Source organism: Pseudomonas sp. OVF7 (assembly GCF_030644265.1).
Lineage (GTDB): Bacteria > Pseudomonadota > Gammaproteobacteria > Pseudomonadales > Pseudomonadaceae > Aquipseudomonas > Aquipseudomonas gorinensis.
On sequence record NZ_CP128996.1, the window covers coordinates 5,042,794 to 5,066,145 of the forward strand.

Genomic DNA, 23,352 nt, shown 5'->3' on the forward strand with positions numbered 1-23,352 from the left:
AACATTTGACGATCCAAAAAAGCCTGTGCATGATGGCCTCGCTCCCGCTAATCAGGGGCCCTGGCAAGGGCCTTCGGATCGACGCTCCAAGCTACCCACCCGAGCCGATTCGTGTCTGTACCGCCCACAAGGTGTGTTTGACGAGGTTGCGACTGGAACGAAGTTGTCCCGAGGGACGGAAGCTAACCAGGTAACCCGGCTACACACTGATGGATCGTACAAAGGCCCACGATGCCCGAAGACCGTTCGCAGTTCGCCCTTACCTGCTCAACTCCCCCCTTGAGCCATCGTTCATCCCGTCGCCATCCCCGCCGAACTTGACTTGAACACCCAAGCTTCTGGTCAGCGAGCAGCCACAACCACGCATTCACTACGTGGCTGGCAAATGGAATTTTCCACCTAGACCTATGCGACGAGGTTTTCCCCCATGGCACTGACACGCGAACAGCAAATTGCAGCCCTTGAAAAAGACTGGGCTGAAAACCCACGCTGGAAAGGCGTAACCCGCGCTTATTCCGCTGCTGACGTCGTCCGCCTGCGTGGCTCGGTTCAACCTGAGCACACCTTTGCAAAACTCGGCGCCGAGAAGCTGTGGAACCTGGTGACCCAGGGCGCCAAGCCTTCCTTCCGTCCCGACAAAGATTTCGTCAACTGCATGGGCGCCCTCACTGGCGGCCAGGCAGTCCAACAGGTAAAAGCCGGTATCCAGGCGATCTACCTGTCCGGCTGGCAAGTGGCAGCGGACAACAACTCCGCTGAATCCATGTACCCCGACCAATCGCTGTACCCGGTGGACTCCGTACCGACCGTGGTCAAGCGCATCAACAACTCGTTCCGCCGTGCCGACCAGATCCAGTGGAAAGCCGGTAAAGGTCCTGGCGACGAAGGCTACATCGACTACTTCGCACCGATCGTGGCTGACGCCGAAGCCGGTTTCGGCGGCGTACTGAACGCCTACGAGCTGATGAAGAGCATGATCGAGGCTGGCGCCGCCGGCGTGCACTTCGAAGACCAACTGGCCTCGGTGAAAAAATGCGGCCACATGGGCGGCAAGGTACTGGTGCCGACCCAGGAAGCCGTACAGAAGCTGACCGCTGCCCGCCTGGCGGCTGACGTTGCCGGTACACCGACCATCATCCTGGCCCGTACCGACGCCAACGCCGCCGACCTGCTGACATCGGACTGCGACCCGTACGACCAACCGTTCGTCACTGGCGAACGCACCCAGGAAGGTTTCTACAAAGTACGCGCCGGTCTTGACCAGGCGATCGCCCGCGGCCTGGCCTACGCGCCGTACGCCGACCTGATCTGGTGCGAAACCGCCAAGCCGGACCTGGCTGAAGCCCGTCGCTTTGCTGAAGCGATCAAAAAGGAATACCCGGACCAACTGCTGTCCTACAACTGCTCGCCTTCCTTCAACTGGAAGAAAAACCTGGACGACGCGACCATCGCCAAGTTCCAGCGCGAACTGTCCGCCATGGGCTACAAGCACCAGTTCATCACCCTGGCCGGCATTCACAACATGTGGCACAGCATGTTCAACCTGGCGCACGACTACGCCCGCAACGACATGACCGCCTACGTGAAGCTGCAAGAGCAAGAGTTCGCTGACGCCGCCAAGGGCTACACCTTCGTGGCTCACCAGCAGGAAGTGGGTACCGGCTACTTCGACGACATGACCACCGTGATCCAGGGCGGCACCTCGTCCGTGACCGCACTGACCGGCTCGACCGAAGAAGAACAGTTCCACTGAGTGCATGAGCACACGGCCATCGCGGACCCGATAAAGAGCTAACCGCAGTGCCGCACGATCTGACGCCCCGACTGGTTCGGGGCGTTTTTTTGCCTGAGCGATCCGCCCCAGGTCAATGAGCCCCCAAATGTGGGAGGGGGCCTGCCCTGATGCCTGTCAGTCCAGAAGGAGCACCCTAACTGTGGCGAGCGGGCTTGCCCCGCGCTGGGCTGCGAAGCAGCCCCGTTACAGGCGATGTGTTTTCAACTGACACACCGCGATGCCTGGTTTTGGGGCCGCTTCGCAGCCCAACGCGGGGCAAGCCCGCTCGCCACAGGTGACTGTTTGCTCGTTCTATCTCTTAACTGACAAGCCCCCCCCCACACCCCGGGAACGCATGCAACCTGAATATTTTTTACAAAACATTGATCCAGCGCGGTATTCGCTGCAAATAAATCGGTTAAAAGATCCGCTCCGGCAACTAGCGGAAATCAACCAAGTAACGGCAACTTCCCCCGCTACACCATCAGCACCTGCTTAAAACCCACCCAAACAATATTCATTATCATTTAGAACAAGAAAGCTTCGTTACAGGTTAAACAAAACACATTTGATCAAATGCCCGCTAATGCCCACTATGCAAGGGCTGCAGCCCCAAGGAGGTGCACTATGTGCTTATTCCCGCGAATAATTTCGCTATCGGAATTTTACTTGCCCGGTGTTTAGCCATAAAATCAACGCGATTGATTGCGCTGCGACATATCGTCACTGCATCGTTACTTTTTCGAGCTCAGAGACCTTTGCTCTCTGTTAAGGATTTCCAGCATGACCGAAGCGACAGGACTCATGGCCCACAACTGGGGCTTTGCCATTTTCCTCCTCGGTGTTGTCGGCCTTTGTGCCTTCATGCTTGGCGTCTCCAGCCTCCTCGGGTCAAAAGCCTGGGGCCGCAGCAAAAACGAACCGTTCGAGTCCGGCATGCTACCCACAGGTGGCGCCCGCTTGCGGCTCTCAGCCAAATTCTATCTGGTCGCGATGCTCTTCGTGATCTTCGATATCGAAGCCCTCTTTCTCTTTGCCTGGTCTGTGTCCGTCCGCGAAAGCGGCTGGACCGGATTCGTCGAAGCCCTCGTTTTCATAGCAATTCTGTTGGCAGGCCTTGTCTACCTATTTCGAGTGGGCGCCCTTGACTGGGCTCCGGAAGCTCGTCGCAAGCGGCAAGCGAAGCTGAAACAATGAGGCTTTGGCGATGCAATACAATCTCACCAGGATCGACCCGGATGCTCCTAACGAGCAGTACCCCATCGGCGAACGGGAAACCGTTTCCGACCCGTTAGAAGACCAAGTCCACAAAAACATCTACATGGGCAAGCTGGAAGACGTGCTGAGTGGCGCGGTCAACTGGGGACGTAAGAACTCCCTGTGGCCGTACAACTTCGGTCTGTCCTGCTGCTACGTGGAAATGACCACCGCCTTCACGGCGCCCCACGACATCGCACGCTTCGGCGCCGAAGTCATCCGGGCATCACCGCGCCAGGCGGATTTCATGGTTATCGCCGGAACCTGCTTTATCAAGATGGCGCCGATCATTCAGCGTCTCTACGAGCAAATGCTCGAGCCAAAGTGGGTTATCTCCATGGGTTCGTGCGCCAACTCCGGTGGCATGTACGACATCTACTCCGTGGTTCAGGGGGTGGACAAGTTCCTGCCCGTGGACGTCTACGTGCCTGGCTGCCCGCCCCGCCCTGAAGCATTCCTGCAAGGCTTGATGCTGTTGCAGGAATCGATTGGCAAGGAGCGTCGCCCACTTTCCTGGGTTGTCGGAGATCAAGGCGTTTACCGCGCCGAGATGCCGTCACAAAAGGAACAGCGCCGCGAACAGCGTATTCAGGTCACCAACCTGCGCAGCCCCGACGAAGTCTGATCCAGAACCGATTCTTTTATAGAACGAAAACCTGGCTTCATTCTTTACGTTGACCGAAAGCGATAAAAAACCATGACTACAGGCAGTGCTCTGTACATCCCGCCTTACAAGGCAGACGACCAGGATGTGGTCGTCGAACTCAATAACCGTTTCGGCCCTGATGCCTTCACCGCCCAGGCCACACGCACCGGCATGCCGGTGCTGTGGGTGGCACGTGCCAAGCTCGTCGAAGTCCTGACCTTCCTGCGCAACCTGCCCAAGCCGTACGTCATGCTCTATGACCTGCATGGCGTGGACGAGCGTCTGCGCACCAAGCGCCAGGGGCTGCCGAGCGGCGCCGATTTCACCGTGTTCTATCACCTGCTGTCGATCGAACGTAACAGCGACGTGATGATCAAGGTCGCCCTGTCCGAGAGCGACCTGAGCATTCCCACCGTGACCGGTATCTGGCCGAACGCCAGCTGGTACGAGCGTGAAGTCTGGGACATGTTCGGCATCGACTTCCCCGGCCACCCGCACCTGACGCGCATCATGATGCCGCCGACCTGGGAAGGTCACCCGCTGCGCAAGGACTTCCCTGCCCGCGCCACCGAATTCGACCCGTTCAGCCTCAACCTCGCCAAGCAACAGCTGGAAGAGGAGGCTGCACGCTTCCGTCCGGAAGACTGGGGCATGAAGCGTTCCGGCGCCAACGAGGACTACATGTTCCTCAACCTGGGTCCGAACCACCCTTCGGCCCACGGTGCCTTCCGTATCATCCTGCAACTGGACGGCGAAGAGATCGTCGACTGCGTGCCCGACATCGGCTACCACCACCGTGGCGCCGAGAAGATGGCCGAGCGTCAGTCCTGGCACAGCTTCATCCCGTACACCGACCGTATCGACTACCTCGGCGGCGTGATGAACAACCTGCCGTACGTGCTCTCGGTCGAGAAGCTGGCCGGCATCAAGGTACCGGACCGCGTCGACACCATCCGCATCATGATGGCCGAGTTCTTCCGGATCACCAGCCACCTGCTGTTCCTGGGTACCTATATCCAGGACGTCGGCGCCATGACCCCGGTGTTCTTCACCTTCACCGACCGTCAGCGCGCCTACAAGGTCATCGAAGCCATCACCGGTTTCCGCCTGCACCCGGCCTGGTACCGCATCGGCGGCGTAGCCCACGACCTGCCGAACGGCTGGGAACGCCTGGTCAAGGAATTCATCGACTGGATGCCCAAGCGCCTGGACGAGTACCAGAAAGCCGCGCTGGACAACAGCATTCTCAAGGGCCGCACCATCGGCGTCGCCGCCTACAACACCAAAGAGGCCCTGGAATGGGGCGTCACCGGTGCCGGCCTGCGTTCCACCGGCTGCGATTTCGACCTGCGTAAAGCACGCCCGTACTCCGGCTACGAGAACTTCGAGTTCGAAGTACCGCTGGCGGCCAACGGCGATGCCTACGACCGTTGCATCGTGCGCGTCGAAGAAATGCGCCAGAGCCTGAAGATCATCGAGCAGTGCATGCGCAACATGCCGGCAGGTCCCTACAAGGCGGATCACCCGCTGACCACGCCGCCGCCGAAAGAGCGCACCCTGCAGCACATCGAAACCCTGATCACGCACTTCCTGCAAGTTTCGTGGGGCCCGGTAATGCCGGCCAACGAATCCTTCCAGATGATCGAAGCGACCAAGGGTATCAACAGTTATTACCTGACGAGCGATGGCGGCACCATGAGCTACCGCACCCGGATTCGCACCCCAAGCTTCGCCCACTTGCAGCAGATCCCTTCGGTGATCAAAGGCGAGATGGTCGCGGACTTGATTGCGTACCTGGGTAGTATCGATTTCGTTATGGCCGACGTGGACCGCTAAGCATGAACAGCACGCTTATCCAGACAGACCGTTTCACCTTGAGTGAAACCGAGCGCTCGGCCATCGAGCACGAGCTGCATCACTACGAAGACCCGCGCGCGGCGTCGATCGAAGCCTTGAAGATCGTCCAGAAGGAACGTGGCTGGGTGCCGGACGGCGCCCTCTACGCCATCGGCGAGATCCTTGGCATTCCTGCCAGCGACGTTGAAGGCGTGGCCACGTTCTACAGCCAGATCTTCCGCCAGCCGGTTGGCCGCCACATCATTCGCGTGTGCGACAGCATGGTCTGCTACATCGGTGGCCACGAGTCGGTGGTCAGCGAGATCCAGAACAAACTGGGCATCGGCCTCGGCCAGACCACCCCGGACGGCCGCTTCACGCTGCTGCCGGTGTGCTGCCTGGGCAACTGCGACAAGGCGCCGGCGTTGATGATCGACGACGACACATTCGGTGACGTGCAGCCTGCTGGCGTGACCCAATTGCTCGAGGGCTACCCATGACCCTGACTTCCTTCGGCCCGGCCAACCTGATCAAGCGTTCGGCCGAAACCCACCCGCTGACCTGGCGCCTGCGTGACGACGGCGAGCCGGTATGGCTCGACGAGTACCAGGCCAAGAACGGTTACGCCGCTGCGCGCAAAGCCTTCGCCGACATGAGCCAGGACGACATCGTCCAGACGGTGAAAGACGCCGGCCTCAAGGGTCGCGGCGGTGCAGGCTTCCCCACCGGCGTGAAGTGGGGCCTGATGCCCAAAGACGAATCCATCAACATCCGCTACCTGCTGTGCAACGCGGATGAAATGGAGCCCAACACCTGGAAAGACCGCATGCTGATGGAGCAACTGCCCCATCTGCTGATCGAAGGCATGCTGATCAGCGCCCGCGCGCTGAAAACCTACCGTGGCTATATCTTCCTGCGCGGCGAATACACCACCGCCGCCAAGCACCTCAACCGTGCCGTGGAAGAAGCCAAGGCCGCTGGCCTGCTGGGCAAGAACATCCTTGGTTCGGGTTTTGACTTCGAACTGTTCGTGCACACCGGCGCCGGGCGTTACATCTGCGGTGAAGAAACCGCACTGATCAACTCCCTCGAAGGCCGCCGCGCCAACCCACGCTCCAAGCCGCCCTTCCCTGCCGCCGTGGGCGTGTGGGGCAAGCCGACCTGCGTGAACAACGTCGAGACCCTGTGCAACGTGCCGGCGATCATCGCCGACGGCGTGGACTGGTACAAATCGTTGGCTCGCGAAGGCAGTGAAGACATGGGCACCAAGCTCATGGGCTTCTCCGGCAAGGTCAAGAACCCTGGCCTGTGGGAACTGCCGTTCGGCGTGACCGCGCGCGAGCTGTTCGAGGACTACGCCGGCGGCATGCGCGACGGCTACACCTTGAAAGCCTGGCAACCAGGCGGCGCCGGTACCGGTTTCCTGCTTCCTGAGCACCTCGACGCACAAATGTATGCCGGCGGCATCGGCAAGGTCGGCACCCGGATGGGGACCGGCCTGGCGATGGCAGTCGACAACACCGTGAACATGGTCTCGCTGCTGCGCAACATGGAGCAGTTCTTTGCCCGTGAATCCTGCGGTTTCTGCACCCCATGCCGCGACGGTTTGCCGTGGAGCGTCAAGCTGCTGATGGCCCTGGAAAACGGCGAAGGCCGCGAGGGTGACATCGAGACCCTGCTGGGCCTGGTCGGTTTCCTCGGCCCAGGCAAGACCTTCTGTGCTCACGCACCGGGCGCCGTAGAGCCATTGGGCAGCGCAATCAAATACTTCCGCTCGGAGTTCGAAGCCGGCATCGCGCCCACCAGCGCCGCCGTCCCGCCTCTGGCAAGGCCGATCATAGTCGGCGCGTAACGCTTAAACAGGCGAAGGGTCCGTGCCCTTCGCCTTGTCATGTGCTGACGCCTTGATGGCTGTGTTGATGCACATGAATAACAAGATTCCATTAGCCACGCCCGCTGACAACGGGCCAACGAAGAACTTTGAACCATGGCCACTATCCACGTAGACGGCAAAGCGCTCGAAGTCGATGGGGCGGACAACCTGTTACAGGCGTGTCTGTCACTCGGCCTCGATATCCCGTATTTCTGCTGGCACCCCGCGCTTGGTAGCGTCGGTGCCTGTCGCCAGTGTGCGGTCAAGCAGTACACCGACGAGAACGACACCCGTGGTCGTATCGTCATGTCCTGCATGACCCCTGCCACCGACAACACCTGGATCTCCATCGACGATGAAGAATCCAAGGCGTTCCGCGCCAGCGTTGTCGAATGGCTGATGACCAACCACCCCCACGACTGCCCGGTCTGTGAGGAAGGCGGTCACTGTCACCTGCAAGACATGACGGTGATGACCGGCCACAACGAGCGCCGTTATCGCTTCACCAAGCGCACCCACCAGAACCAGGACCTCGGCCCGTTCATTTCCCACGAAATGAACCGCTGCATCGCCTGCTATCGTTGCGTGCGCTTCTATAAAGACTACGCCGGCGGCACCGACCTCGGCGTTTTCGGCGCCCACGATAACGTGTACTTCGGTCGCGTCGAGGACGGCGTGCTGGAAAGCGAATTCTCCGGCAACCTCACCGAGGTCTGCCCGACCGGTGTCTTCACCGACAAGACGCACTCCGAGCGCTACAACCGCAAGTGGGACATGCAGTTCGCACCGAGCATCTGCCATGGCTGCTCCAGCGGTTGCAACATCTCCCCGGGCGAGCGCTACGGTGAACTGCGTCGCATCGAAAACCGCTTCAACGGTTCGGTCAACCAGTACTTCCTGTGCGACCGTGGCCGTTTCGGCTATGGCTACGTCAACCGCGAAGACCGCCCACGCCAGCCCCTGCTGGCCGGCGGCGCCAAGCTGAGCACCGATGAGGCCCTCGATAAGGCCGCTGACCTGCTGCGCGGGCGCAATATCGTCGGTATCGGTTCGCCCCGCGCCAGCCTCGAAAGCAACTACGCGTTGCGCGAACTGGTCGGCGCCGAGCACTTCTACTCCGGTATCGAAGCCGGTGAACTGGAACGTATCCGCCTGGTCCTGCAAGTGCTGAACGACAGCCCGCTGCCAGTGCCGAACATGCGCGACATCGAAGACCACGACGCGATCTTCGTGCTCGGTGAAGACCTGACCCAGACCGCCGCGCGTATCGCGCTGTCCCTGCGTCAATCAGTCAAAGGCAAGGCCGAAGACATGGCCGACGCCATGCGCGTACAGCCTTGGCTCGACGCTGCGGTGAAAAACATCGGCCAGCACGCGCTGAACCCGCTGTTTATCGCAAGCATCGCTGAAACCAAGCTCGACGATATCGCCGAAGAATGCGTACACGCCGCCCCTGACGACCTGGCCCGCATCGGTTTCGCCGTGGCCCACGCCCTCGATGCCAGCGCGCCTGCCGTCGAAGGCCTGGACGCTGAAGCGCTGGCACTTGCCCAACGCATCGCCGACGCCCTGCTGGCAGCCAAGCGCCCACTGATCATTGCCGGGACCTCCCTGGCGTCCAAGGCGTTGATCGAAGCCGCCGCCAACATCGCCAAGGCCCTGAAGCTGCGTGACAAGAACGGCTCCATCAGCCTGGTCGTGCCGGAAGCCAACAGCCTTGGCCTGGCCATGCTCGGGGGCGAGTCCCTGGACGCGGCCCTGCAAGCGGTCACCGACGGCAAGGCCGACGCGATCGTGGTACTGGAAAACGACCTGTACACCCGCACCGATTCGGCCAAGGTCGATGCCGCGCTGAACGCCGCCAAGGTGCTGATCGTGGCCGACCACCAGAAGACCGCGACCAGCGAGCGTGCCGACCTGGTACTGCCGGCCGCGACCTTCGCCGAAGGCGACGGTACCCTGGTCAGCCAGGAAGGCCGCGCCCAGCGCTTCTTCCAGGTGTTCGATCCGAAGTACATGGACGCCAGCATCCTGGTTCACGAAGGCTGGCGCTGGCTGCATGCCTTGCGCTCGACCCTGCTGAACCAGCCGCTGGACTGGACCCAGCTCGACCACGTCACCGCAGCTGTCGCCGCAAGTGCACCGCAACTGGCACGTATCGTCGACGCCGCACCGTCCGCCGCGTTCCGCATCAAGGGCTTGAAACTCGCCCGTGAACCGCTGCGCTACTCCGGTCGTACCGCCATGCGCGCCGATATCAGCGTGCACGAACCGCGCACCCCGCAAGATAACGACACCGCATTCGCCTTCTCCATGGAAGGTTACTCGGGCTCCGTCGAGCCACGTCAGCAGGTGCCGTTTGCCTGGTCGCCGGGCTGGAACTCGCCGCAGGCCTGGAACAAGTTCCAGGACGAAGTCGGTGGTCATATCCGCGCTGGCGACCCAGGCACCCGCCTGATCGAAACCCAGGGCGATGCGCTGAACTGGTTCGCCGCCGTACCGCGTCCGTTCAATCCGGCCCCCGGTACTTGGCAGGTCGTGCCGTTCTTCCACCTGTTCGGCAGCGAAGAAACCTCTTCCAAAGCCGCGCCGGTGCAAGAGCGCATTCCCGCTGCCTATGTATCCGTGGCCAAGTCCGAAGCCGACCGCCTGGGCGTCAACGACGGCGCCCTGCTCAGCCTGAACGTGGCCGGCCAGACCCTGCGTCTGCCGCTGCGCATCAACGAAGCGTTGGGTGCCGGCCTGGTTGCACTGCCTAAAGGTTTCGCCGGTATTCCCGCGGCAATCTTTGGCAAAACCGTTGACGGTCTGCAGGAGGCAGCGCAATGACCTGGTTCACCCCTGAAGTGATCGACGTGATCATCTCGGTCGTCAAGGCCATCGTGATCCTGTTGGCCGTGGTCGTCGCGGGCGCCCTGCTCAGCTTCGTCGAACGTCGCCTGCTGGGCTGGTGGCAGGACCGCTACGGTCCGAACCGCGTTGGCCCGTTCGGCATGTTCCAGATCGCTGCCGACATGCTGAAAATGTTCTTCAAGGAAGACTGGACCCCGCCGTTTGCCGACAAGGTGATCTTCACCCTGGCACCGGTCGTGGCCATGAGCGCCTTGCTGATTGCCTTCGCGATCATCCCGATCACCCCGACCTGGGGCGTGGCGGACCTGAACATCGGCCTGCTGTTCTTCTTCGCCATGGCGGGTTTGTCGGTCTACGCGGTGCTGTTCGCCGGCTGGTCGAGTAACAACAAGTTCGCCCTGCTCGGCAGCTTGCGTGCCTCGGCCCAGACCGTGTCCTACGAAGTGTTCATGGGCCTCGCGCTGATGGGCATCGTGGTGCAGGTCGGCTCGTTCAACATGCGCGACATCGTCGAGTACCAGGCGCAGAACCTGTGGTTCATCATTCCGCAGTTCTTCGGCTTCTGTACCTTCTTCATCGCTGGCGTGGCCGTGACTCACCGTCACCCGTTCGACCAGCCGGAAGCGGAACAGGAACTGGCCGACGGTTACCACATTGAATACGCCGGCATGAAATGGGGCATGTTCTTCGTCGGTGAGTACATCGGCATCATCTTGATCTCGGCCCTCCTGGTCACGCTGTTCTTCGGCGGCTGGCACGGTCCATTCGGCATCCTGCCGCAGCTGGCGTTCTTCTGGTTCTTCCTGAAGACCGCGTTCTTCATCATGCTGTTTATCCTGCTGCGCGCTTCCATTCCGCGTCCACGATACGACCAGGTGATGGATTTCAGCTGGCGTTTCTGCCTGCCGCTGACCCTGATCAATTTGCTGGTGACTGCTGCCGTTGTGTTGTTGAACACGCCAGCGGGCGCGGTTCAGTGAGGATTTGACCCATGTTCAAATATATTGGCGACATCGTTAAGGGTACCGGTACCCAGTTGCGAAGCCTGGTGATGGTGTTCGGTCACGGCTTCCGCAAACGCGACACCCTGCAATACCCGGAAGAAGCGGTGTACCTGCCGCCGCGCTATCGCGGCCGCATCGTGCTGACTCGCGACCCCGATGGCGAAGAGCGTTGCGTAGCCTGCAACCTGTGCGCCGTGGCGTGCCCGGTGGGTTGCATCTCCCTGCAGAAAGCTGAAACCGAAGACGGTCGCTGGTACCCGGACTTCTTCCGCATCAACTTCTCGCGCTGCATTTTCTGCGGCCTGTGCGAGGAAGCTTGCCCGACCACCGCGATCCAGCTCACACCGGATTTCGAGATGGCCGAGTTCAAACGTCAGGACCTGGTGTACGAGAAAGAAGATCTGCTGATCTCTGGTCCCGGTAAAAACCCTGATTACAACTTCTATCGTGTTGCAGGTATGGCCGTTGCCGGTAAGCCGAAGGGCGCCGCACAAAACGAAGCCGAGCCGATCAACGTGAAGAGCTTGCTGCCTTAAGGAAGAAAGATGGAATTCGCTTTCTATTTCGCATCGGGTATCGCGGTTGTGTCCACGCTTCGCGTGATCACCAACACCAACCCCGTGCACGCCCTGCTCTACCTGATCATTTCGCTGATCGCCGTGGCCATGACCTTCTTCAGCCTCGGCGCACCGTTCGCCGGTGTCCTGGAAGTGATCGCCTACGCCGGCGCCATCATGGTGCTGTTCGTGTTTGTGGTGATGATGCTCAACCTCGGGCCGGCTTCGGTCGCCCAGGAGCGCGTCTGGCTCAAGCCCGGCATCTGGCTCGGCCCGGTCGTCCTCGCAGCCCTGCTGCTGGGTGAACTGCTGTATGTGCTGTTCGCTCACCAGAGCGGCCAGGCCATCGGCCACACCACCGTGGACGCGAAAGCCGTGGGCATCAGCCTGTTCGGCCCGTACCTGCTGGTGGTCGAACTGGCTTCGATGCTGCTGCTCGCCGCAGCCATCACCGCCTTCCACTTGGGCCGCAACGAAGCCAAGGAGCAATGACGATGCCTGCTATCCCTTTGGAGCATGGTCTGGCGGTCGCCGGCATCCTGTTCTGCCTTGGCCTGGTCGGCCTGATGGTCCGCCGTAACATTTTGTTCGTGTTGATGAGCCTGGAAATCATGATGAACGCTGCGGCACTGGCGTTCATCGTGGCGGGTGCACGTTGGGGCCAGCCGGATGGACAAGTCATGTTCATCCTGGTGATCAGCCTGGCAGCCGCCGAGGCCAGTATTGGCCTGGCGATCCTGCTGCAACTGTATCGTCGCTTCCACACGCTTGATATCGACGCTGCCAGTGAGATGCGCGGATGAACATGATCTTTCTGACTTTCGTATTTCCCCTGATCGGTTTCCTGCTGCTGTCGTTCTCCCGTGGACGCTGGTCGGAAAACCTTTCTGCCCTGATCGGCGTGGGTTCCATTGGCCTGTCGGCGATCGTCGCCGCCTACGTCATCTGGCAATTCAACGTCGCGCCACCCGAAGGCGGTCACTACACCCTGGTGCTGTGGCAATGGATGTCGGTGGAGGGCTTCAAGCCCAACTTCGCCCTCTACGTCGACGGCCTGTCGATCACCATGCTCGGCGTGGTGGTGGGCGTGGGCTTCCTGATCCACCTGTTCGCGTCCTGGTACATGCGCGGTGAAGCGGGCTACTCGCGCTTCTTCTCGTACACCAACCTGTTTATCGCCAGCATGCTGTTCCTCGTGCTGGGCGATAACCTGTTGTTCCTGTACTTCGGCTGGGAAGGCGTGGGCCTGTGCTCGTACCTGTTGATCGGTTTCTACTACAGCAACCGCAACAACGGTAACGCGGCACTCAAGGCCTTTATCGTCACCCGCATCGGCGACGTGTTCATGGCCATCGGCCTGTTCATCCTGTTCCAACACGTGGGCACGTTGAACATCCAGGAACTGCTGGTGCTGGCACCGCAGAAATTCCAGGTCGGTGACTTCTGGATCACCCTGGCGACCCTGATGCTGCTGGGCGGCGCCGTGGGTAAATCCGCACAGCTGCCGCTGCAAACCTGGCTGGCGGATGCGATGGCCGGCCCTACACCGGTCTCGGCACTGATCCACGCCGCGACCATGGTGACCGCCGGTGTCTACCTGATCGCCCGTACCCACGGCCTGTTCACCCTGGCGCCGGACATCCTGCACCTGGTGGGCGTGGTCGGCGGCGTGACCCTGGTACTGGCCGGCTTCGCCGCGCTGGTGCAGACCGACATCAAGCGTATCCTCGCCTACTCGACCATGAGCCAGATCGGCTACATGTTCCTGGCCCTGGGCGTTGGCGCCTGGGACGCGGCGATCTTCCACCTGATGACCCACGCCTTCTTCAAGGCCCTGTTGTTCCTTGCCTCCGGTGCGGTGATCGTTGCCTGCCACCACGAGCAGAACATCTTCAAGATGGGCGGCCTGTGGAAGAAACTGCCACTGGCCTACGCCAGCTTCATCGTCGGTGGTGCCGCGTTGGCCGCCTTGCCGTTGGTGACCGCCGGTTTCTACTCCAAGGACGAAATCCTCTGGGAAGCCTTTGCCAGCGGTAACCAGAACCTGCTGTATGCAGGCCTGGTCGGTGCATTCATGACCTCGCTGTACACCTTCCGCCTGATCTTCATCACCTTCCACGGTGAAGCCAAGACCGAAGCCCACGCAGGCCATGGCATCTCCCACTGGTTGCCACTGTCGGTGCTGATCATCCTGTCGACCTTCATCGGCGCCCTGATCACCCCGCCACTGGCCGGTGTACTGCCGGAAAGCGCCGGCCATGCCGGTGGCGCCGCCAAGCACAGCCTGGAAATCGCCTCGGGCGCCATTGCCATCGCCGGTATCCTGCTGGCGGCCCTGCTGTTCCTCGGCAAGCGTCGCTTCGTGACCGCCGTGGCCAACAGTGGCGTCGGCCGTTTCCTCTCGGCCTGGTGGTTCGCTGCCTGGGGCTTCGACTGGATCTACGACAAACTGTTCGTCAAGCCATACCTGGCCATCAGTCATGTACTGCGTAAAGACCCGCTGGACCAGACCATCGGTTTGATCCCGCGCGCTGCCAAAGGCGGTCACACCGCCCTGAGCCGTACCGAGACGGGCCAACTGCGTTGGTATGCAGCTTCCATGGCGGCCGGTGCCGTGCTGGTGATCGGCGCCATCGTTGTGGTAGCGGTCTGATATGAACTTTGCGAACTTGCGAAAGGAAACGAGCCCGTCATGATTCTGCCCTGGCTAATCCTGATCCCCTTTATCGGCGGCCTGCTCTGCTGGATGGGTGAACGCTTCAGCGCCACCCTCCCCCGCTGGATTGCGTTGCTGACCATGTCCCTGGAACTCGCTCTCGGCCTCTGGCTGTGGGCCCATGGCGACTATTCATTTGCTCCGGCACCGGGTGTCGATCCGACGTTCGCGCTTGAATTCAAGCACGTGTGGATCCAACGCTTCGGCATCAACGTGCACCTGGCCCTCGACGGCCTGTCGCTGTTGATGATCCTGCTGACCGGCCTGCTGGGTATCCTCTCGGTACTCTGCTCCTGGAAAGAGATCCAGCGTCACGTGGGCTTCTTCCACCTGAACCTGATGTGGATCCTGGGCGGCGTTGTCGGCGTGTTCCTCGCCCTCGACCTGTTCATGTTCTTCTTCTTCTGGGAAATGATGCTGGTGCCGATGTACTTCCTCATCGCGCTCTGGGGTCACAGTTCTTCGGACGGCAAGAAAACCCGGATCTACGCGGCGACCAAGTTCTTCATCTTCACCCAGGCTTCCGGCCTGATCATGTTGGTGGCGATCCTTGGCCTGGTACTGGTCAACTTCAACAGCACGGGCGTGATTACCTTCAACTACGCCGACCTGTTGAAAACCAAGATGTCCCTGACCACCGAGTACATCCTGATGCTGGGCTTCTTCATCGCCTTCGCGGTGAAGCTGCCGGTGGTGCCGTTCCACTCCTGGCTGCCTGACGCCCACGCCCAGGCGCCGACCGCGGGTTCCGTGGACTTGGCCGGTATCCTGCTGAAGACCGCTGCGTATGGCCTGCTGCGTTTCGCCCTGCCGCTGTTCCCGAATGCCTCGGCCGAGTTCGCGCCGATCGCCATGACCCTGGGTCTGATCGGGATCTTCTACGGTGCGTTCCTGGCCTTTGCGCAAACCGACATCAAGCGTCTGATCGCCTTCTCGTCTGTTTCCCATATGGGTTTCGTGCTGATCGGCATCTACTCCGGTAGCCAGCTGGCGTTGCAAGGCGCGGTGATCCAGATGCTCGCTCACGGTGTCTCGGCTGCCGCGCTGTTTATCCTCAGTGGCCAGCTGTACGAGCGCCTGCATACCCGTGACATGCGTGAGATGGGTGGCGTGTGGTCGCGCATTGCCTACCTGCCGGCGATCAGCCTGTTCTTCGCCGCCGCGTCCCTGGGCTTGCCGGGTACCGGCAACTTCATCGGCGAGTTCCTGATCCTGATGGGTTCGTTCGTACACACGCCATGGATCAGCGCCATCGCCACCTCCGGCCTGGTGTTCGGTTCAGTCTACTCGCTGATCATGATCCACCGCGCGTACTTCGGTCCGGCCAAGTCCGACACCGTGCTGCACGGGATGGATGCTCGCGAACTGATCATGGTGCTCGGCCTTGCGGTCTTGCTGATCTACATCGGCGTTTACCCGCAACCGTTCCTGGACACTTCTGCCGCAACGATGCATGGCGTGCAGCAGTGGTTCGGCACCGCCTTCTCTCAACTCGCTTCGGCCCGGTAAGAGCGCTATGGAATTCACGATCCAACACTTTATCGCGCTTGCGCCGCTGCTGATCACCAGCCTCACCATCGTGGTGGTGATGCTGGCGATCGCCTGGCGCCGCAATCACTCGCAAACGTTCCTGCTGTCCTGCGCGGGCTTGAACCTGGCCCTGCTGTCGATTATCCCGGCACTCAAGGTCGCACCACTGGCGGTCACCCCGCTGATGATGATCGATGACTTCGCGTTGCTGTATATCGCGCTGATCCTCGTGGCGACCCTGGCCTGCGTCACCCTCGCCCACGCCTACCTCGGCGAAGGCGGCACGGGCTACCCGGGCAACCGCGAAGAGCTGTACCTGCTGATCCTGCTGGCTGCGGCCGGCGGCATCGTGCTGGTCAGCGCGCAGCACCTGGCCGGCTTGTTCATCGGCCTGGAACTGCTGTCGATCCCGACCTACGGCCTGGTGGCCTACGCCTTCTTCAACAAGCGCTCCCTGGAAGCCGGCATCAAGTACATGGTGCTGTCGGCCGCCGGTTCCGCGTTCCTGTTGTTCGGCATGGCCCTGCTCTACGCCGAAGCCGGCAGCCTGAGCTTCACCGGTATCGGTCACGCCCTGGCCGCCACCAACAGCCCCGCGCCGATTGCCCAACTGGGCCTGGCGATGATGCTGATCGGCCTGGCGTTCAAGCTGTCGCTGGTGCCGTTCCACTTGTGGACCCCGGACGTGTACGAAGGCGCCCCGGCGCCGGTCGCCGCGTTCCTGGCCACCGCGTCGAAGGTTGCCGTGTTTGCGGTGATGGTGCGTCTGTTCCAGATCTCTCCTGCCGCCAACACCGGCGTGCTGAGCAACGTGCTGACCGTGATCGCCATTGCGTCGATCCTGTTCGGTAACCTGCTGGCACTGACCCAGAACAACCTCAAGCGTCTGCTGGGTTACTCGTCCATCGCCCACTTCGGCTACCTGCTGATCGCCCTGGTGGCGAGCAAAGGCCTGGCCGTGGAAGCGATCGGCGTGTACCTGGTCACCTACGTGATCACCAGCCTCGGCGCGTTCGGCGTGATCACCCTGATGTCCTCGCCTTACAAAGGCCGTGACGCCGACGCCCTGTACGAATACCGCGGCCTGTTCTGGCGCCGTCCGTACCTGACCGCCGTGCTGACCGTGATGATGCTCTCCCTGGCCGGTATCCCGCTGACCGCGGGCTTCATCGGCAAGTTCTACATCGTCGCTACCGGTGTCGAAGCCCACGAGTGGTGGTTGGTTGCATCCCTGGTGCTGGGCAGTGCCATCGGCGTGTTCTACTACCTGCGCGTGATGGTCACCCTGTACCTGATCGAGCCAAACCTGCGCCGTGTTGACGCCGAGCTGCACTGGGAACAGAAAGCCGGTGGCGTGATGCTGCTGGCCATCGCCCTGCTCGCCTTCTTCCTGGGCGTGTACCCACAACCGTTGCTCACCCTGGTGCAGCACGCGGTGCTGGGCGTTTGATTGCCTAGCGGGATGTCAGTAAACAGAAACGGCGCCTTCGGGCGCCGTTTTGCATACTGGGGAATGGTTCCAGGCTTCGTTCAAACAATCAGTTCCTGAGCGGTCATCATCAGCTCAGTGCCGACCCGATTTTTTAACGTCTCGATGAAGCGGGTAATTTTTGCATCGATGAACTGCCGTGATTTGTAGACGGCGTAAACATTGCGCTCGTAGGTGTGATACTCAGGCAGAACACGCACGAGCCTGCCTGAACGCAGGTCCTCGATAGCTGAAAAGCCGGCCAGCAAACCTATGCCTGCGCCCTCTCGAATGGCGGACGCCATTGCGTCCATATCATTGACGCTGAAACTCGGGCCCTGGGGGGCGAACGTGGCATCCCCGGCCTTGCTCTTCAATTGCCACTCATCCCGCACATAATCGACGGTGCCCAACAGCAAGCACTGGTGATCATTGAGATCTTCCGGCGTCACAGGGGCCGGGTGTCGTTCCAGATAGGCTGGAGACGCAACCAGCACACAATGGCTAACACCGATTTTTTGGCTGACATACGCTGAATCCGGCAGCGTGCGGGCGATCAGAATAGACACGTCCAATTGGTCTTCCAAAAGGTTAGGCATTCGCTGAGAAAGCAATAAGTCCACGGTGACTTCGGGGAATTCCCGGCGGTACTCCAGCACGGCCGAGGTGACCAACTGCCGCGCCAGCCCCGGCACACAATGCACACGCAATGTCCCCCTGGGTTTCAGCGCGGCATTACTCGCCTCGGCTTCTGCGTTTTCAAGGTCCGCCAGAATCTTGGTACAGCGCTCATAAAAGCGCCGGCCAGCGTCCGTCACCGAAAGACGGCGGGTCGAGCGCTGCAACAGGCGGGTGTCGAGCACGTTTTCCAGCGCGGAAACCGCACGCGAGACATTGCCGACCGTAGAGTCAAGATGGTTAGCCACAGCAGTAAAACTGCCCATCTCAACCACTTTGACGTACACCGACATGTTCGTAAGCTTATCCATCCAGATCTACCTGTCGATCCAATTCCCAACGTTCTTCACTGCAGAAGTACGCCACCAAAAAACACTAACGTCTTGACCTTCGATCCGGACAGTCATCGCCGCATGACGCGTGCGGCAGTGCAGATGCTACACGCTCCTGCCTGTGCTCGATATTCCCTCCAGACACAACAATGATTCCCTCCTGGCCGGCTAAATCAAACGGTTCCCAGTCCATAGACTGGGTTGCACAGGGCGCCTGAACAAGCACTGCCGCGGCACCCCAGGCGCCGAGCTGTATGAACGTTTGATAATCCAACCGAAGGGCAACCCCATGAACACGTCTTACGACCCGCTTTATCTCTTTATCGGTGGTGAATGGATCAGTGCCGAAGGACGCGCAACCGCTGCTGTCGTCAACCCCGCAACCGCACGTGAGATCGGGCGCGTTCCACTCGCCACCACCGACGACCTCAATCACGCCCTCGAAGTGGCGCAACTGAGCTTTGAGCAATGGCGCCAGACCGTACCTGACAAGCGCGCAAAAATTCTCAAACGTGCTGCCGATCTCATCCTGGAGCGCGCCCCCCACATTGCCGAGCAAATGACCCTTGAAGAGGGCAAGCCGCTTGCAGAAAGCCTGGATGAGGTCACGCGTGCGGCTGAATACTTCGAGTGGTTTGCCGAAAGCGCACGCCGCATCGATGGGCGCGTAGTGCCGGCCAATCGTCCCGGTGTGCTGCAACTGGTAAAACGCCAAGCGATCGGTCCTGTCGCTGCGTTCACGCCCTGGAATTTCCCAGCCATTACGCCCGCACGCAAGCTCTCGGCAGCCTTGGCCGCAGGTTGCAGTGTCATCCTCAAGCCAGGGGAAGAAAGCCCCTCCACGGCGCTGGCCCTGGCGCGTGCACTCGACGATGCAGGCTTGCCTAAAGGCGTGTTGCAGGTGGTCTTTGGTGTACCGGATCAGGTTTCCAGCCACCTGATCGCCTCCTCCATCATTCGAAAGGTGACCTTTACGGGTTCGGTTCCCATCGGGCGGCTGCTATCAGCCCGCGCGGCAGAAGGCGTCAAGCCCATCACCCTGGAATTGGGAGGGCACGGGCCAGTGCTGGTATTCGATGACGCCGACGTCGAAAAAGCCGCCGTCGAAGGCGTTGCCAATCGGTTCCGCGGGACTGGCCAAGTCTGCATCTCATCAACGCGGTTTCTGATTCAGCGTGACGTCTACGAAACCTTTGTCGATCACTTTGTGACGGCCACCCTCGCGTTGAACATTGGCGATGGCCTGCTGCCTGGTACCCAGGTTGGACCGCTCGCCAATCCAAGGCAGTTGGCCAAGATGGAAGCGTTGGTGGCTGATGCCGTCGCCAAAGGTGCACGCGTGTTGGCCGGTGGTAAACGCCTGGAATGCAGCGGCTACTTTTTTGAGCCCACCGTGTTGGCGGATGTGCCTATGAGCGCCCGAGTCATGCATGAAGAACCCTTTGGGCCTATCGCCGTACTGATGCCATTCGATCACTTGGCGGATGGTTTGAAGGAGGCAAATCGACTGCCCTACGGGCTGTCAGCCTACGCGTTCACGTCCAGCGCTCGAACAGCCATTGACGTCGCTGACGGGTTGGAGGCCGGAATGATCGGCATCAACCAATACCGCATCGTCGCCACGGAACTTCCCTTCGGCGGCATGAAAGAAAGCGGCCACGGTTCGGAAGGCGGCATTGAAGGCATCGAGCACTACCTCACCCACAAATTCATCAGCCAGGCTTAAGGAGACCTCATCATGTCCACGCTCAATTTCAGCAGCCCTCGTGAAGCGGCCCGGGCGTTTACACCCAAGCTGTCGCAATTCGTCGATTCAACGCTGTATCCGCAGATCTGGAGCGACCCGGCATTGTCCCCGCGCGACCGAAGCCTGATCACCGTGGCGGCATTGATTGCCGGCGGTCACTCTGAAGAGTTGCCCGCGCACTTGCGACGGGCAGTCAGCAACGGGGTGACCCATGACGAAATCGCCGCCGCGATCACTCACCTGGCGTTCTACGTAGGCTTTCCAGGCGCCATCACCGCCTCCGCTATCGCCAATGCCACGTTTACCGAATCGGAGAAAAACTGACCATGAAAGCCATCAGCATTAGCGCCTTCGGCGCGGCGGACGTACTTGAACTGGCAGACGCTCCCACCCCTGAAGTCCGCCCGACTGACTTGCTGGTACGGGTCTATGCGGCGGGTGTGAACCGTGCGGATCTGACCCATCGAACAGGTGGCTACGGCCATCCAAATTTCGGTGACTCACCGATCATCGGTCTGGAGATCGCCGGCGAGGTGATTGGCAAAGGTGATGAGGTCAAGGATTTTGAGATCGGAGATCGAGTGATGGGCGTTGTCGGCGGTGGGGCCTACGCCGAGCTTGCACGCATCGACTATCGCATGGCCATGCCTATTCCTGCGCAGTTGGACTATGTGCACGCAGCCGCTATTCCCGAGGTCTTCGTCACCGCCCATGAAGCAATGATGCACCTGGCTCGGCTCAAGTCCGGCGATTCGGTATTGATCCATGCCGCTGCGGGTGGTGTGGGATCTGCCGCCGTGCAACTGGCATACGCCACCGGGGCCACGGTGTATGCGACAACCGACGGCAGCAAGCTGGCGCGTGTCGAACATTTGGGAGCCGATACGGCCATTGACTACAAGACGCAGGATTTTGCCCAAGTCATCGCCGATAAAACCCATGGTCGAGGGGTTGATGTCGTCATTGATTTCGTGGGCGAGCCCTACTTCGCACGCAACATCGCTTCCCTTGCCCATGGAGGCCGGCTGGTGCAGGTCGGTATCCTGGGCGGAGGCGGTAAGGTAAGCGTAGAACTGGAGCACATCCTTTACCGTCACTTGCAAATCATCGGTACGGTCATGAAGTCCCGTACACAGCCAGAGAAGCACGACATGATCAAGCGCTTCCGCGCGCATTGGCTTGATCGCTTCGAGGGCGCCGGAAGTCTGGAGCCGGTCGTTGACAGCACGTTCCCGCTGTCTCGTGCGGCCGATGCCCATCGCCGAATGGAATCATCCGAGAATGTTGGAAAAATCATTCTGACGATGCAACCGGCTGACTTGGTTTAAGCCCGGCAGCAGGTTGCCACCCTAAAAAACGTTGTTGGTGAGTTTCCCGTCAAGCTCGTTGATTTCCGGTTCGTCGCGCGCTTACGGACGCCCCAGGATTAAGCCCTCCAGCGCTTCGCGAAGTTGCGGATGCGTTGGCAGGCGAATACCGAAGGTATCGTGCAGCACCCTCGACAATTCGTCGGCACTGTCTATCCGGTGTTTTTCGCTGGGGCGATCCAGGGTGTGAATCGCATAGTCAGCATTGTTCAAGGTTTGGCGTCGACCGGGCGCCAGCAGTGCCACTTTCAACTGGCCAAGAAACGGCGAACCTGGGTGGGTGGAGACGTACCAATTGCCGATTTCATAATCGATGTCCGCCTGCACTTGCAGGTCGAACACATACAAGCCGCGCCACTCCCCGGCGACCAGGGCCCACAGGGTGTAGCTGCCGTCGTTGAAGGTCAGGCGATAGGGTTCATGGGCGGTCGCCTGCACCGCTTCGGTGTCCAGCAGCAACGGGCTGCTGGGCACCATGCCGCCAAAGCCGACATCGGTCATATAGCGCACGCCGTCCAGGGTTACCAGGCTCAGGCGATGGGTCCGCGCGGTGCGTGCATCGGGTGGCCCGCCCATCACCACCCTGCCGGTGATCCCACGCGCGTCGAAACCCAGTTCCTGCAGCAACGCGAGAAACATCTGGTTCAACTCGTAGCAATAACCACCGCGCCCCTCGAACAACACTTTTTGCTCGACGCTGGGCAGGTCGATCGGTACCGGCAGCTTCATCAGGGTCGACAGGCTTTCAAAGGCAAAGCGGCAGACATGACGCAGCTGCAAATCCCGCAGGGTCTGCAACGTAGGCGGGGGCGGCGCATCGTAACCGAGGTGTTGCAGGTACAAACGGCTATGGGTCAGCTGGAGCATGGCGCGATCCTTGGGCACGGTGCAAAGGCGTCACTATGCCGTCCTGGCATGCACCTTGTCATTTTGAGTGAACCTTTTTGGACGCTTTCCTCTCCATCTATGAACAAGACAGGGAGGCAACATGAGTACCGCAAAAATCTACACCATCCACTACCAACTGCACGGCCAGCCGAAATCTTTTGTGGTGCGCGCAGAAATCATGAACAACGCCGAAGCCTGGCACTGGGCAGCCGTCGACGCCGACATCGCCCATGTCAGTCGTATCGGCCGGGTAGGTCACGAGCAGGTGAAAAAAACCACGCGGCCCTGGGCAGAGAAATACGGCATCACCGACGTCAGTTGGACACCGCCCAAATAAAGCAAAGCCCCGCTCAATGGCGGGGCCCGTATTAGTGTTTCAAGTCGCCCAACGGATCGTAGGGCGGCTTTTTTTTCGCCTCGTCCTTACCTTTCCTATCCAGCGGGGCGATGGCCGGACCTACCGGGTCGACCTGCGGGTCTGCCACATCCGGCGAGTCCGGGTCGAAGCCCAGCTCATCCTGGCCGCTGGCATGTTCGTTGGAGTGTGGGCCATCCAAGGGTTTATTCATGACTGTCTCCTGTTAAAGCGGGCGGGCTTTGTCGTGGAGGGTTTCCAGGTCTTGCTCGACGCGCTCCACCTCATCGTGTTCGTCACGCTCCTTCGGATCATTGGGGCGCAATGCATCGTTATCGCGCTCTTCTTCACCGGGTGTGCGGTCGGGGTCGGGAGTGCCGGGCGGCGGCTGCTTGTATTCGGGCATGATGCTTCACCTCACGGGGGTTAGTGGCCTGCATCGTTTTAGAGGAAGTACCGCAAACCATCGTT

The 23,352-nt window shown here is 60.6% G+C and carries 22 protein-coding genes; 18 read left to right on the plus strand and 4 right to left on the minus strand.

Annotation, left to right across the window (positions count from 1 at the left end):
* Nucleotides 1–427 precede the first annotated feature (427 nt).
* From aceA to nuoN, 14 genes are all read left to right on the plus strand, one after another.
* The gene (gene aceA / locus QU606_RS22765; protein WP_024076175.1) at nucleotides 428–1,753 is read left to right on the plus strand and encodes an isocitrate lyase; all 1,326 of its coding nucleotides are present in this window, start codon (nucleotides 428–430) and stop codon (nucleotides 1,751–1,753) included.
* An 804-nt stretch (nucleotides 1,754–2,557) separates the two neighbouring features.
* Nucleotides 2,558–2,971 (plus strand): NADH-quinone oxidoreductase subunit A, encoded by a 414-nt coding sequence (locus QU606_RS22770; protein WP_003219575.1) that lies wholly within the window; start codon nucleotides 2,558–2,560, stop codon nucleotides 2,969–2,971.
* A 10-nt stretch (nucleotides 2,972–2,981) separates the two neighbouring features.
* Complete coding sequence (locus tag QU606_RS22775; protein ID WP_003219572.1) at nucleotides 2,982–3,656, plus strand: NADH-quinone oxidoreductase subunit B family protein; 675 nt, start codon at nucleotides 2,982–2,984, stop codon at nucleotides 3,654–3,656.
* Between the two features lie 72 nt (nucleotides 3,657–3,728).
* Nucleotides 3,729–5,513: an NADH-quinone oxidoreductase subunit C/D gene (gene nuoC / locus QU606_RS22780; RefSeq protein WP_024076176.1), complete on the plus strand. Its 1,785-nt coding sequence runs from the start codon at nucleotides 3,729–3,731 to the stop codon at nucleotides 5,511–5,513.
* Nucleotides 5,514–5,515: 2 nt separating this feature from the next.
* Nucleotides 5,516–6,013: an NADH-quinone oxidoreductase subunit NuoE gene (nuoE, locus tag QU606_RS22785; protein WP_003174721.1), complete on the plus strand. Its 498-nt coding sequence runs from the start codon at nucleotides 5,516–5,518 to the stop codon at nucleotides 6,011–6,013.
* On the plus strand, nucleotides 6,010–7,365 hold the full coding sequence (gene nuoF, locus QU606_RS22790) for an NADH-quinone oxidoreductase subunit NuoF (RefSeq protein ID WP_277379506.1): 1,356 nt from the start codon (nucleotides 6,010–6,012) through the stop codon (nucleotides 7,363–7,365). The genes nuoE and nuoF overlap by 4 nt, the downstream gene beginning before the upstream one ends.
* Nucleotides 7,366–7,500: 135 nt before the next feature.
* Entirely contained in the window at nucleotides 7,501–10,215 is a 2,715-nt protein-coding gene (gene nuoG, locus QU606_RS22795; RefSeq protein WP_024076178.1) for an NADH-quinone oxidoreductase subunit NuoG, read from the plus strand.
* On the plus strand, nucleotides 10,212–11,219 hold the full coding sequence (nuoH, locus tag QU606_RS22800; RefSeq protein WP_017137518.1) for an NADH-quinone oxidoreductase subunit NuoH: 1,008 nt from the start codon (nucleotides 10,212–10,214) through the stop codon (nucleotides 11,217–11,219). The genes nuoG and nuoH overlap by 4 nt, the downstream gene beginning before the upstream one ends.
* 11 nt (nucleotides 11,220–11,230) lie before the next feature.
* Complete coding sequence (gene nuoI, locus QU606_RS22805) at nucleotides 11,231–11,779, plus strand: NADH-quinone oxidoreductase subunit NuoI (protein WP_003174725.1); 549 nt, start codon at nucleotides 11,231–11,233, stop codon at nucleotides 11,777–11,779.
* Nucleotides 11,780–11,788: 9 nt separating this feature from the next.
* Nucleotides 11,789–12,292 (plus strand): NADH-quinone oxidoreductase subunit J, encoded by a 504-nt coding sequence (gene nuoJ, locus QU606_RS22810; protein WP_003174726.1) that lies wholly within the window; start codon nucleotides 11,789–11,791, stop codon nucleotides 12,290–12,292.
* A gap of 2 nt (nucleotides 12,293–12,294) precedes the next feature.
* Nucleotides 12,295–12,603, plus strand: coding sequence for an NADH-quinone oxidoreductase subunit NuoK (gene nuoK / locus QU606_RS22815; RefSeq protein WP_003174727.1), 309 nt, complete (start codon nucleotides 12,295–12,297; stop codon nucleotides 12,601–12,603).
* Nucleotides 12,600–14,453, plus strand: coding sequence for an NADH-quinone oxidoreductase subunit L (nuoL, locus tag QU606_RS22820; protein WP_304997553.1), 1,854 nt, complete (start codon nucleotides 12,600–12,602; stop codon nucleotides 14,451–14,453). The genes nuoK and nuoL overlap by 4 nt, the downstream gene beginning before the upstream one ends.
* A gap of 39 nt (nucleotides 14,454–14,492) precedes the next feature.
* Nucleotides 14,493–16,025, plus strand: a complete 1,533-nt coding sequence (gene nuoM / locus QU606_RS22825; protein ID WP_024076180.1) for an NADH-quinone oxidoreductase subunit M — start codon at nucleotides 14,493–14,495, stop codon at nucleotides 16,023–16,025.
* Nucleotides 16,026–16,032: 7 nt separating this feature from the next.
* Entirely contained in the window at nucleotides 16,033–17,496 is a 1,464-nt protein-coding gene (gene nuoN, locus QU606_RS22830; RefSeq protein ID WP_024076181.1) for an NADH-quinone oxidoreductase subunit NuoN, read from the plus strand.
* A gap of 80 nt (nucleotides 17,497–17,576) precedes the next feature.
* Here nuoN and QU606_RS22835 read toward each other — a convergent pair whose 3' ends face one another.
* A complete protein-coding gene (locus tag QU606_RS22835; RefSeq protein WP_193689506.1) occupies nucleotides 17,577–18,503 on the minus strand; it encodes a LysR family transcriptional regulator in 927 nt (308 codons plus the stop codon).
* Between the two features lie 310 nt (nucleotides 18,504–18,813).
* On the opposite strand from QU606_RS22835, the gene QU606_RS22840 reads away from it, so the two are divergent.
* Genes QU606_RS22840 through QU606_RS22850 form a run of 3 tightly spaced genes read left to right on the plus strand, consistent with a single transcriptional unit; the run spans nucleotide 18,814 to nucleotide 21,599 of the window.
* On the plus strand, nucleotides 18,814–20,250 hold the full coding sequence (locus QU606_RS22840; RefSeq protein WP_024076183.1) for an NAD-dependent succinate-semialdehyde dehydrogenase: 1,437 nt from the start codon (nucleotides 18,814–18,816) through the stop codon (nucleotides 20,248–20,250).
* A 12-nt stretch (nucleotides 20,251–20,262) separates the two neighbouring features.
* A complete protein-coding gene (locus QU606_RS22845) occupies nucleotides 20,263–20,595 on the plus strand; it encodes a carboxymuconolactone decarboxylase family protein (RefSeq protein ID WP_024076184.1) in 333 nt (110 codons plus the stop codon).
* A 2-nt stretch (nucleotides 20,596–20,597) separates the two neighbouring features.
* Nucleotides 20,598–21,599 carry an NAD(P)H-quinone oxidoreductase gene (locus tag QU606_RS22850; protein WP_024076185.1) on the plus strand — a complete coding sequence of 334 codons (1,002 nt, stop codon included), beginning with the start codon at nucleotides 20,598–20,600 and terminating at the stop codon, nucleotides 21,597–21,599.
* An 81-nt stretch (nucleotides 21,600–21,680) separates the two neighbouring features.
* Here the strand turns inward: QU606_RS22850 and QU606_RS22855 are convergent, their stop codons facing one another.
* Nucleotides 21,681–22,505: an arylamine N-acetyltransferase gene (locus QU606_RS22855; RefSeq protein WP_193689507.1), complete on the minus strand. Its 825-nt coding sequence runs from the start codon at nucleotides 22,503–22,505 to the stop codon at nucleotides 21,681–21,683.
* Nucleotides 22,506–22,626: 121 nt separating this feature from the next.
* Here QU606_RS22855 and QU606_RS22860 point away from each other — a divergent pair, with 121 nt between their 5' ends.
* On the plus strand, nucleotides 22,627–22,863 hold the full coding sequence (locus QU606_RS22860) for a DUF6555 family protein (protein ID WP_024076187.1): 237 nt from the start codon (nucleotides 22,627–22,629) through the stop codon (nucleotides 22,861–22,863).
* A 31-nt stretch (nucleotides 22,864–22,894) separates the two neighbouring features.
* Here QU606_RS22860 and QU606_RS22865 read toward each other — a convergent pair whose 3' ends face one another.
* On the minus strand, nucleotides 22,895–23,095 hold the full coding sequence (locus tag QU606_RS22865; RefSeq protein WP_193689508.1) for a DUF6021 family protein: 201 nt from the start codon (nucleotides 23,093–23,095) through the stop codon (nucleotides 22,895–22,897).
* Between the two features lie 12 nt (nucleotides 23,096–23,107).
* Nucleotides 23,108–23,287: a hypothetical protein gene (locus QU606_RS22870; protein ID WP_024076189.1), complete on the minus strand. Its 180-nt coding sequence runs from the start codon at nucleotides 23,285–23,287 to the stop codon at nucleotides 23,108–23,110.
* Nucleotides 23,288–23,352 lie beyond the last annotated feature (65 nt).

What these genes read in the sequence shown, in the direction of transcription:
- aceA (WP_024076175.1), top strand. Translation starts at nt 428, where the DNA reads ATGGCACTGACACGCGAACAGCAAATTGCAGCCCTTGAAAAAGACTGG.
- QU606_RS22770 (WP_003219575.1), top strand. Translation starts at nt 2,558, where the DNA reads ATGACCGAAGCGACAGGACTCATGGCCCACAACTGGGGCTTTGCCATT.
- QU606_RS22775 (WP_003219572.1), top strand. Translation starts at nt 2,982, where the DNA reads ATGCAATACAATCTCACCAGGATCGACCCGGATGCTCCTAACGAGCAG.
- nuoC (WP_024076176.1), top strand. Translation starts at nt 3,729, where the DNA reads ATGACTACAGGCAGTGCTCTGTACATCCCGCCTTACAAGGCAGACGAC.
- nuoE (WP_003174721.1), top strand. Translation starts at nt 5,516, where the DNA reads ATGAACAGCACGCTTATCCAGACAGACCGTTTCACCTTGAGTGAAACC.
- nuoF (WP_277379506.1), top strand. Translation starts at nt 6,010, where the DNA reads ATGACCCTGACTTCCTTCGGCCCGGCCAACCTGATCAAGCGTTCGGCC.
- nuoG (WP_024076178.1), top strand. Translation starts at nt 7,501, where the DNA reads ATGGCCACTATCCACGTAGACGGCAAAGCGCTCGAAGTCGATGGGGCG.
- nuoH (WP_017137518.1), top strand. Translation starts at nt 10,212, where the DNA reads ATGACCTGGTTCACCCCTGAAGTGATCGACGTGATCATCTCGGTCGTC.
- nuoI (WP_003174725.1), top strand. Translation starts at nt 11,231, where the DNA reads ATGTTCAAATATATTGGCGACATCGTTAAGGGTACCGGTACCCAGTTG.
- nuoJ (WP_003174726.1), top strand. Translation starts at nt 11,789, where the DNA reads ATGGAATTCGCTTTCTATTTCGCATCGGGTATCGCGGTTGTGTCCACG.
- nuoK (WP_003174727.1), top strand. Translation starts at nt 12,295, where the DNA reads ATGCCTGCTATCCCTTTGGAGCATGGTCTGGCGGTCGCCGGCATCCTG.
- nuoL (WP_304997553.1), top strand. Translation starts at nt 12,600, where the DNA reads ATGAACATGATCTTTCTGACTTTCGTATTTCCCCTGATCGGTTTCCTG.
- nuoM (WP_024076180.1), top strand. Translation starts at nt 14,493, where the DNA reads ATGATTCTGCCCTGGCTAATCCTGATCCCCTTTATCGGCGGCCTGCTC.
- nuoN (WP_024076181.1), top strand. Translation starts at nt 16,033, where the DNA reads ATGGAATTCACGATCCAACACTTTATCGCGCTTGCGCCGCTGCTGATC.
- QU606_RS22835 (WP_193689506.1), bottom strand. Translation starts at nt 18,503, where the DNA reads ATGGATAAGCTTACGAACATGTCGGTGTACGTCAAAGTGGTTGAGATG.
- QU606_RS22840 (WP_024076183.1), top strand. Translation starts at nt 18,814, where the DNA reads ATGAACACGTCTTACGACCCGCTTTATCTCTTTATCGGTGGTGAATGG.
- QU606_RS22845 (WP_024076184.1), top strand. Translation starts at nt 20,263, where the DNA reads ATGTCCACGCTCAATTTCAGCAGCCCTCGTGAAGCGGCCCGGGCGTTT.
- QU606_RS22850 (WP_024076185.1), top strand. Translation starts at nt 20,598, where the DNA reads ATGAAAGCCATCAGCATTAGCGCCTTCGGCGCGGCGGACGTACTTGAA.
- QU606_RS22855 (WP_193689507.1), bottom strand. Translation starts at nt 22,505, where the DNA reads ATGCTCCAGCTGACCCATAGCCGTTTGTACCTGCAACACCTCGGTTAC.
- QU606_RS22860 (WP_024076187.1), top strand. Translation starts at nt 22,627, where the DNA reads ATGAGTACCGCAAAAATCTACACCATCCACTACCAACTGCACGGCCAG.
- QU606_RS22865 (WP_193689508.1), bottom strand. Translation starts at nt 23,095, where the DNA reads ATGAATAAACCCTTGGATGGCCCACACTCCAACGAACATGCCAGCGGC.
- QU606_RS22870 (WP_024076189.1), bottom strand. Translation starts at nt 23,287, where the DNA reads ATGCCCGAATACAAGCAGCCGCCGCCCGGCACTCCCGACCCCGACCGC.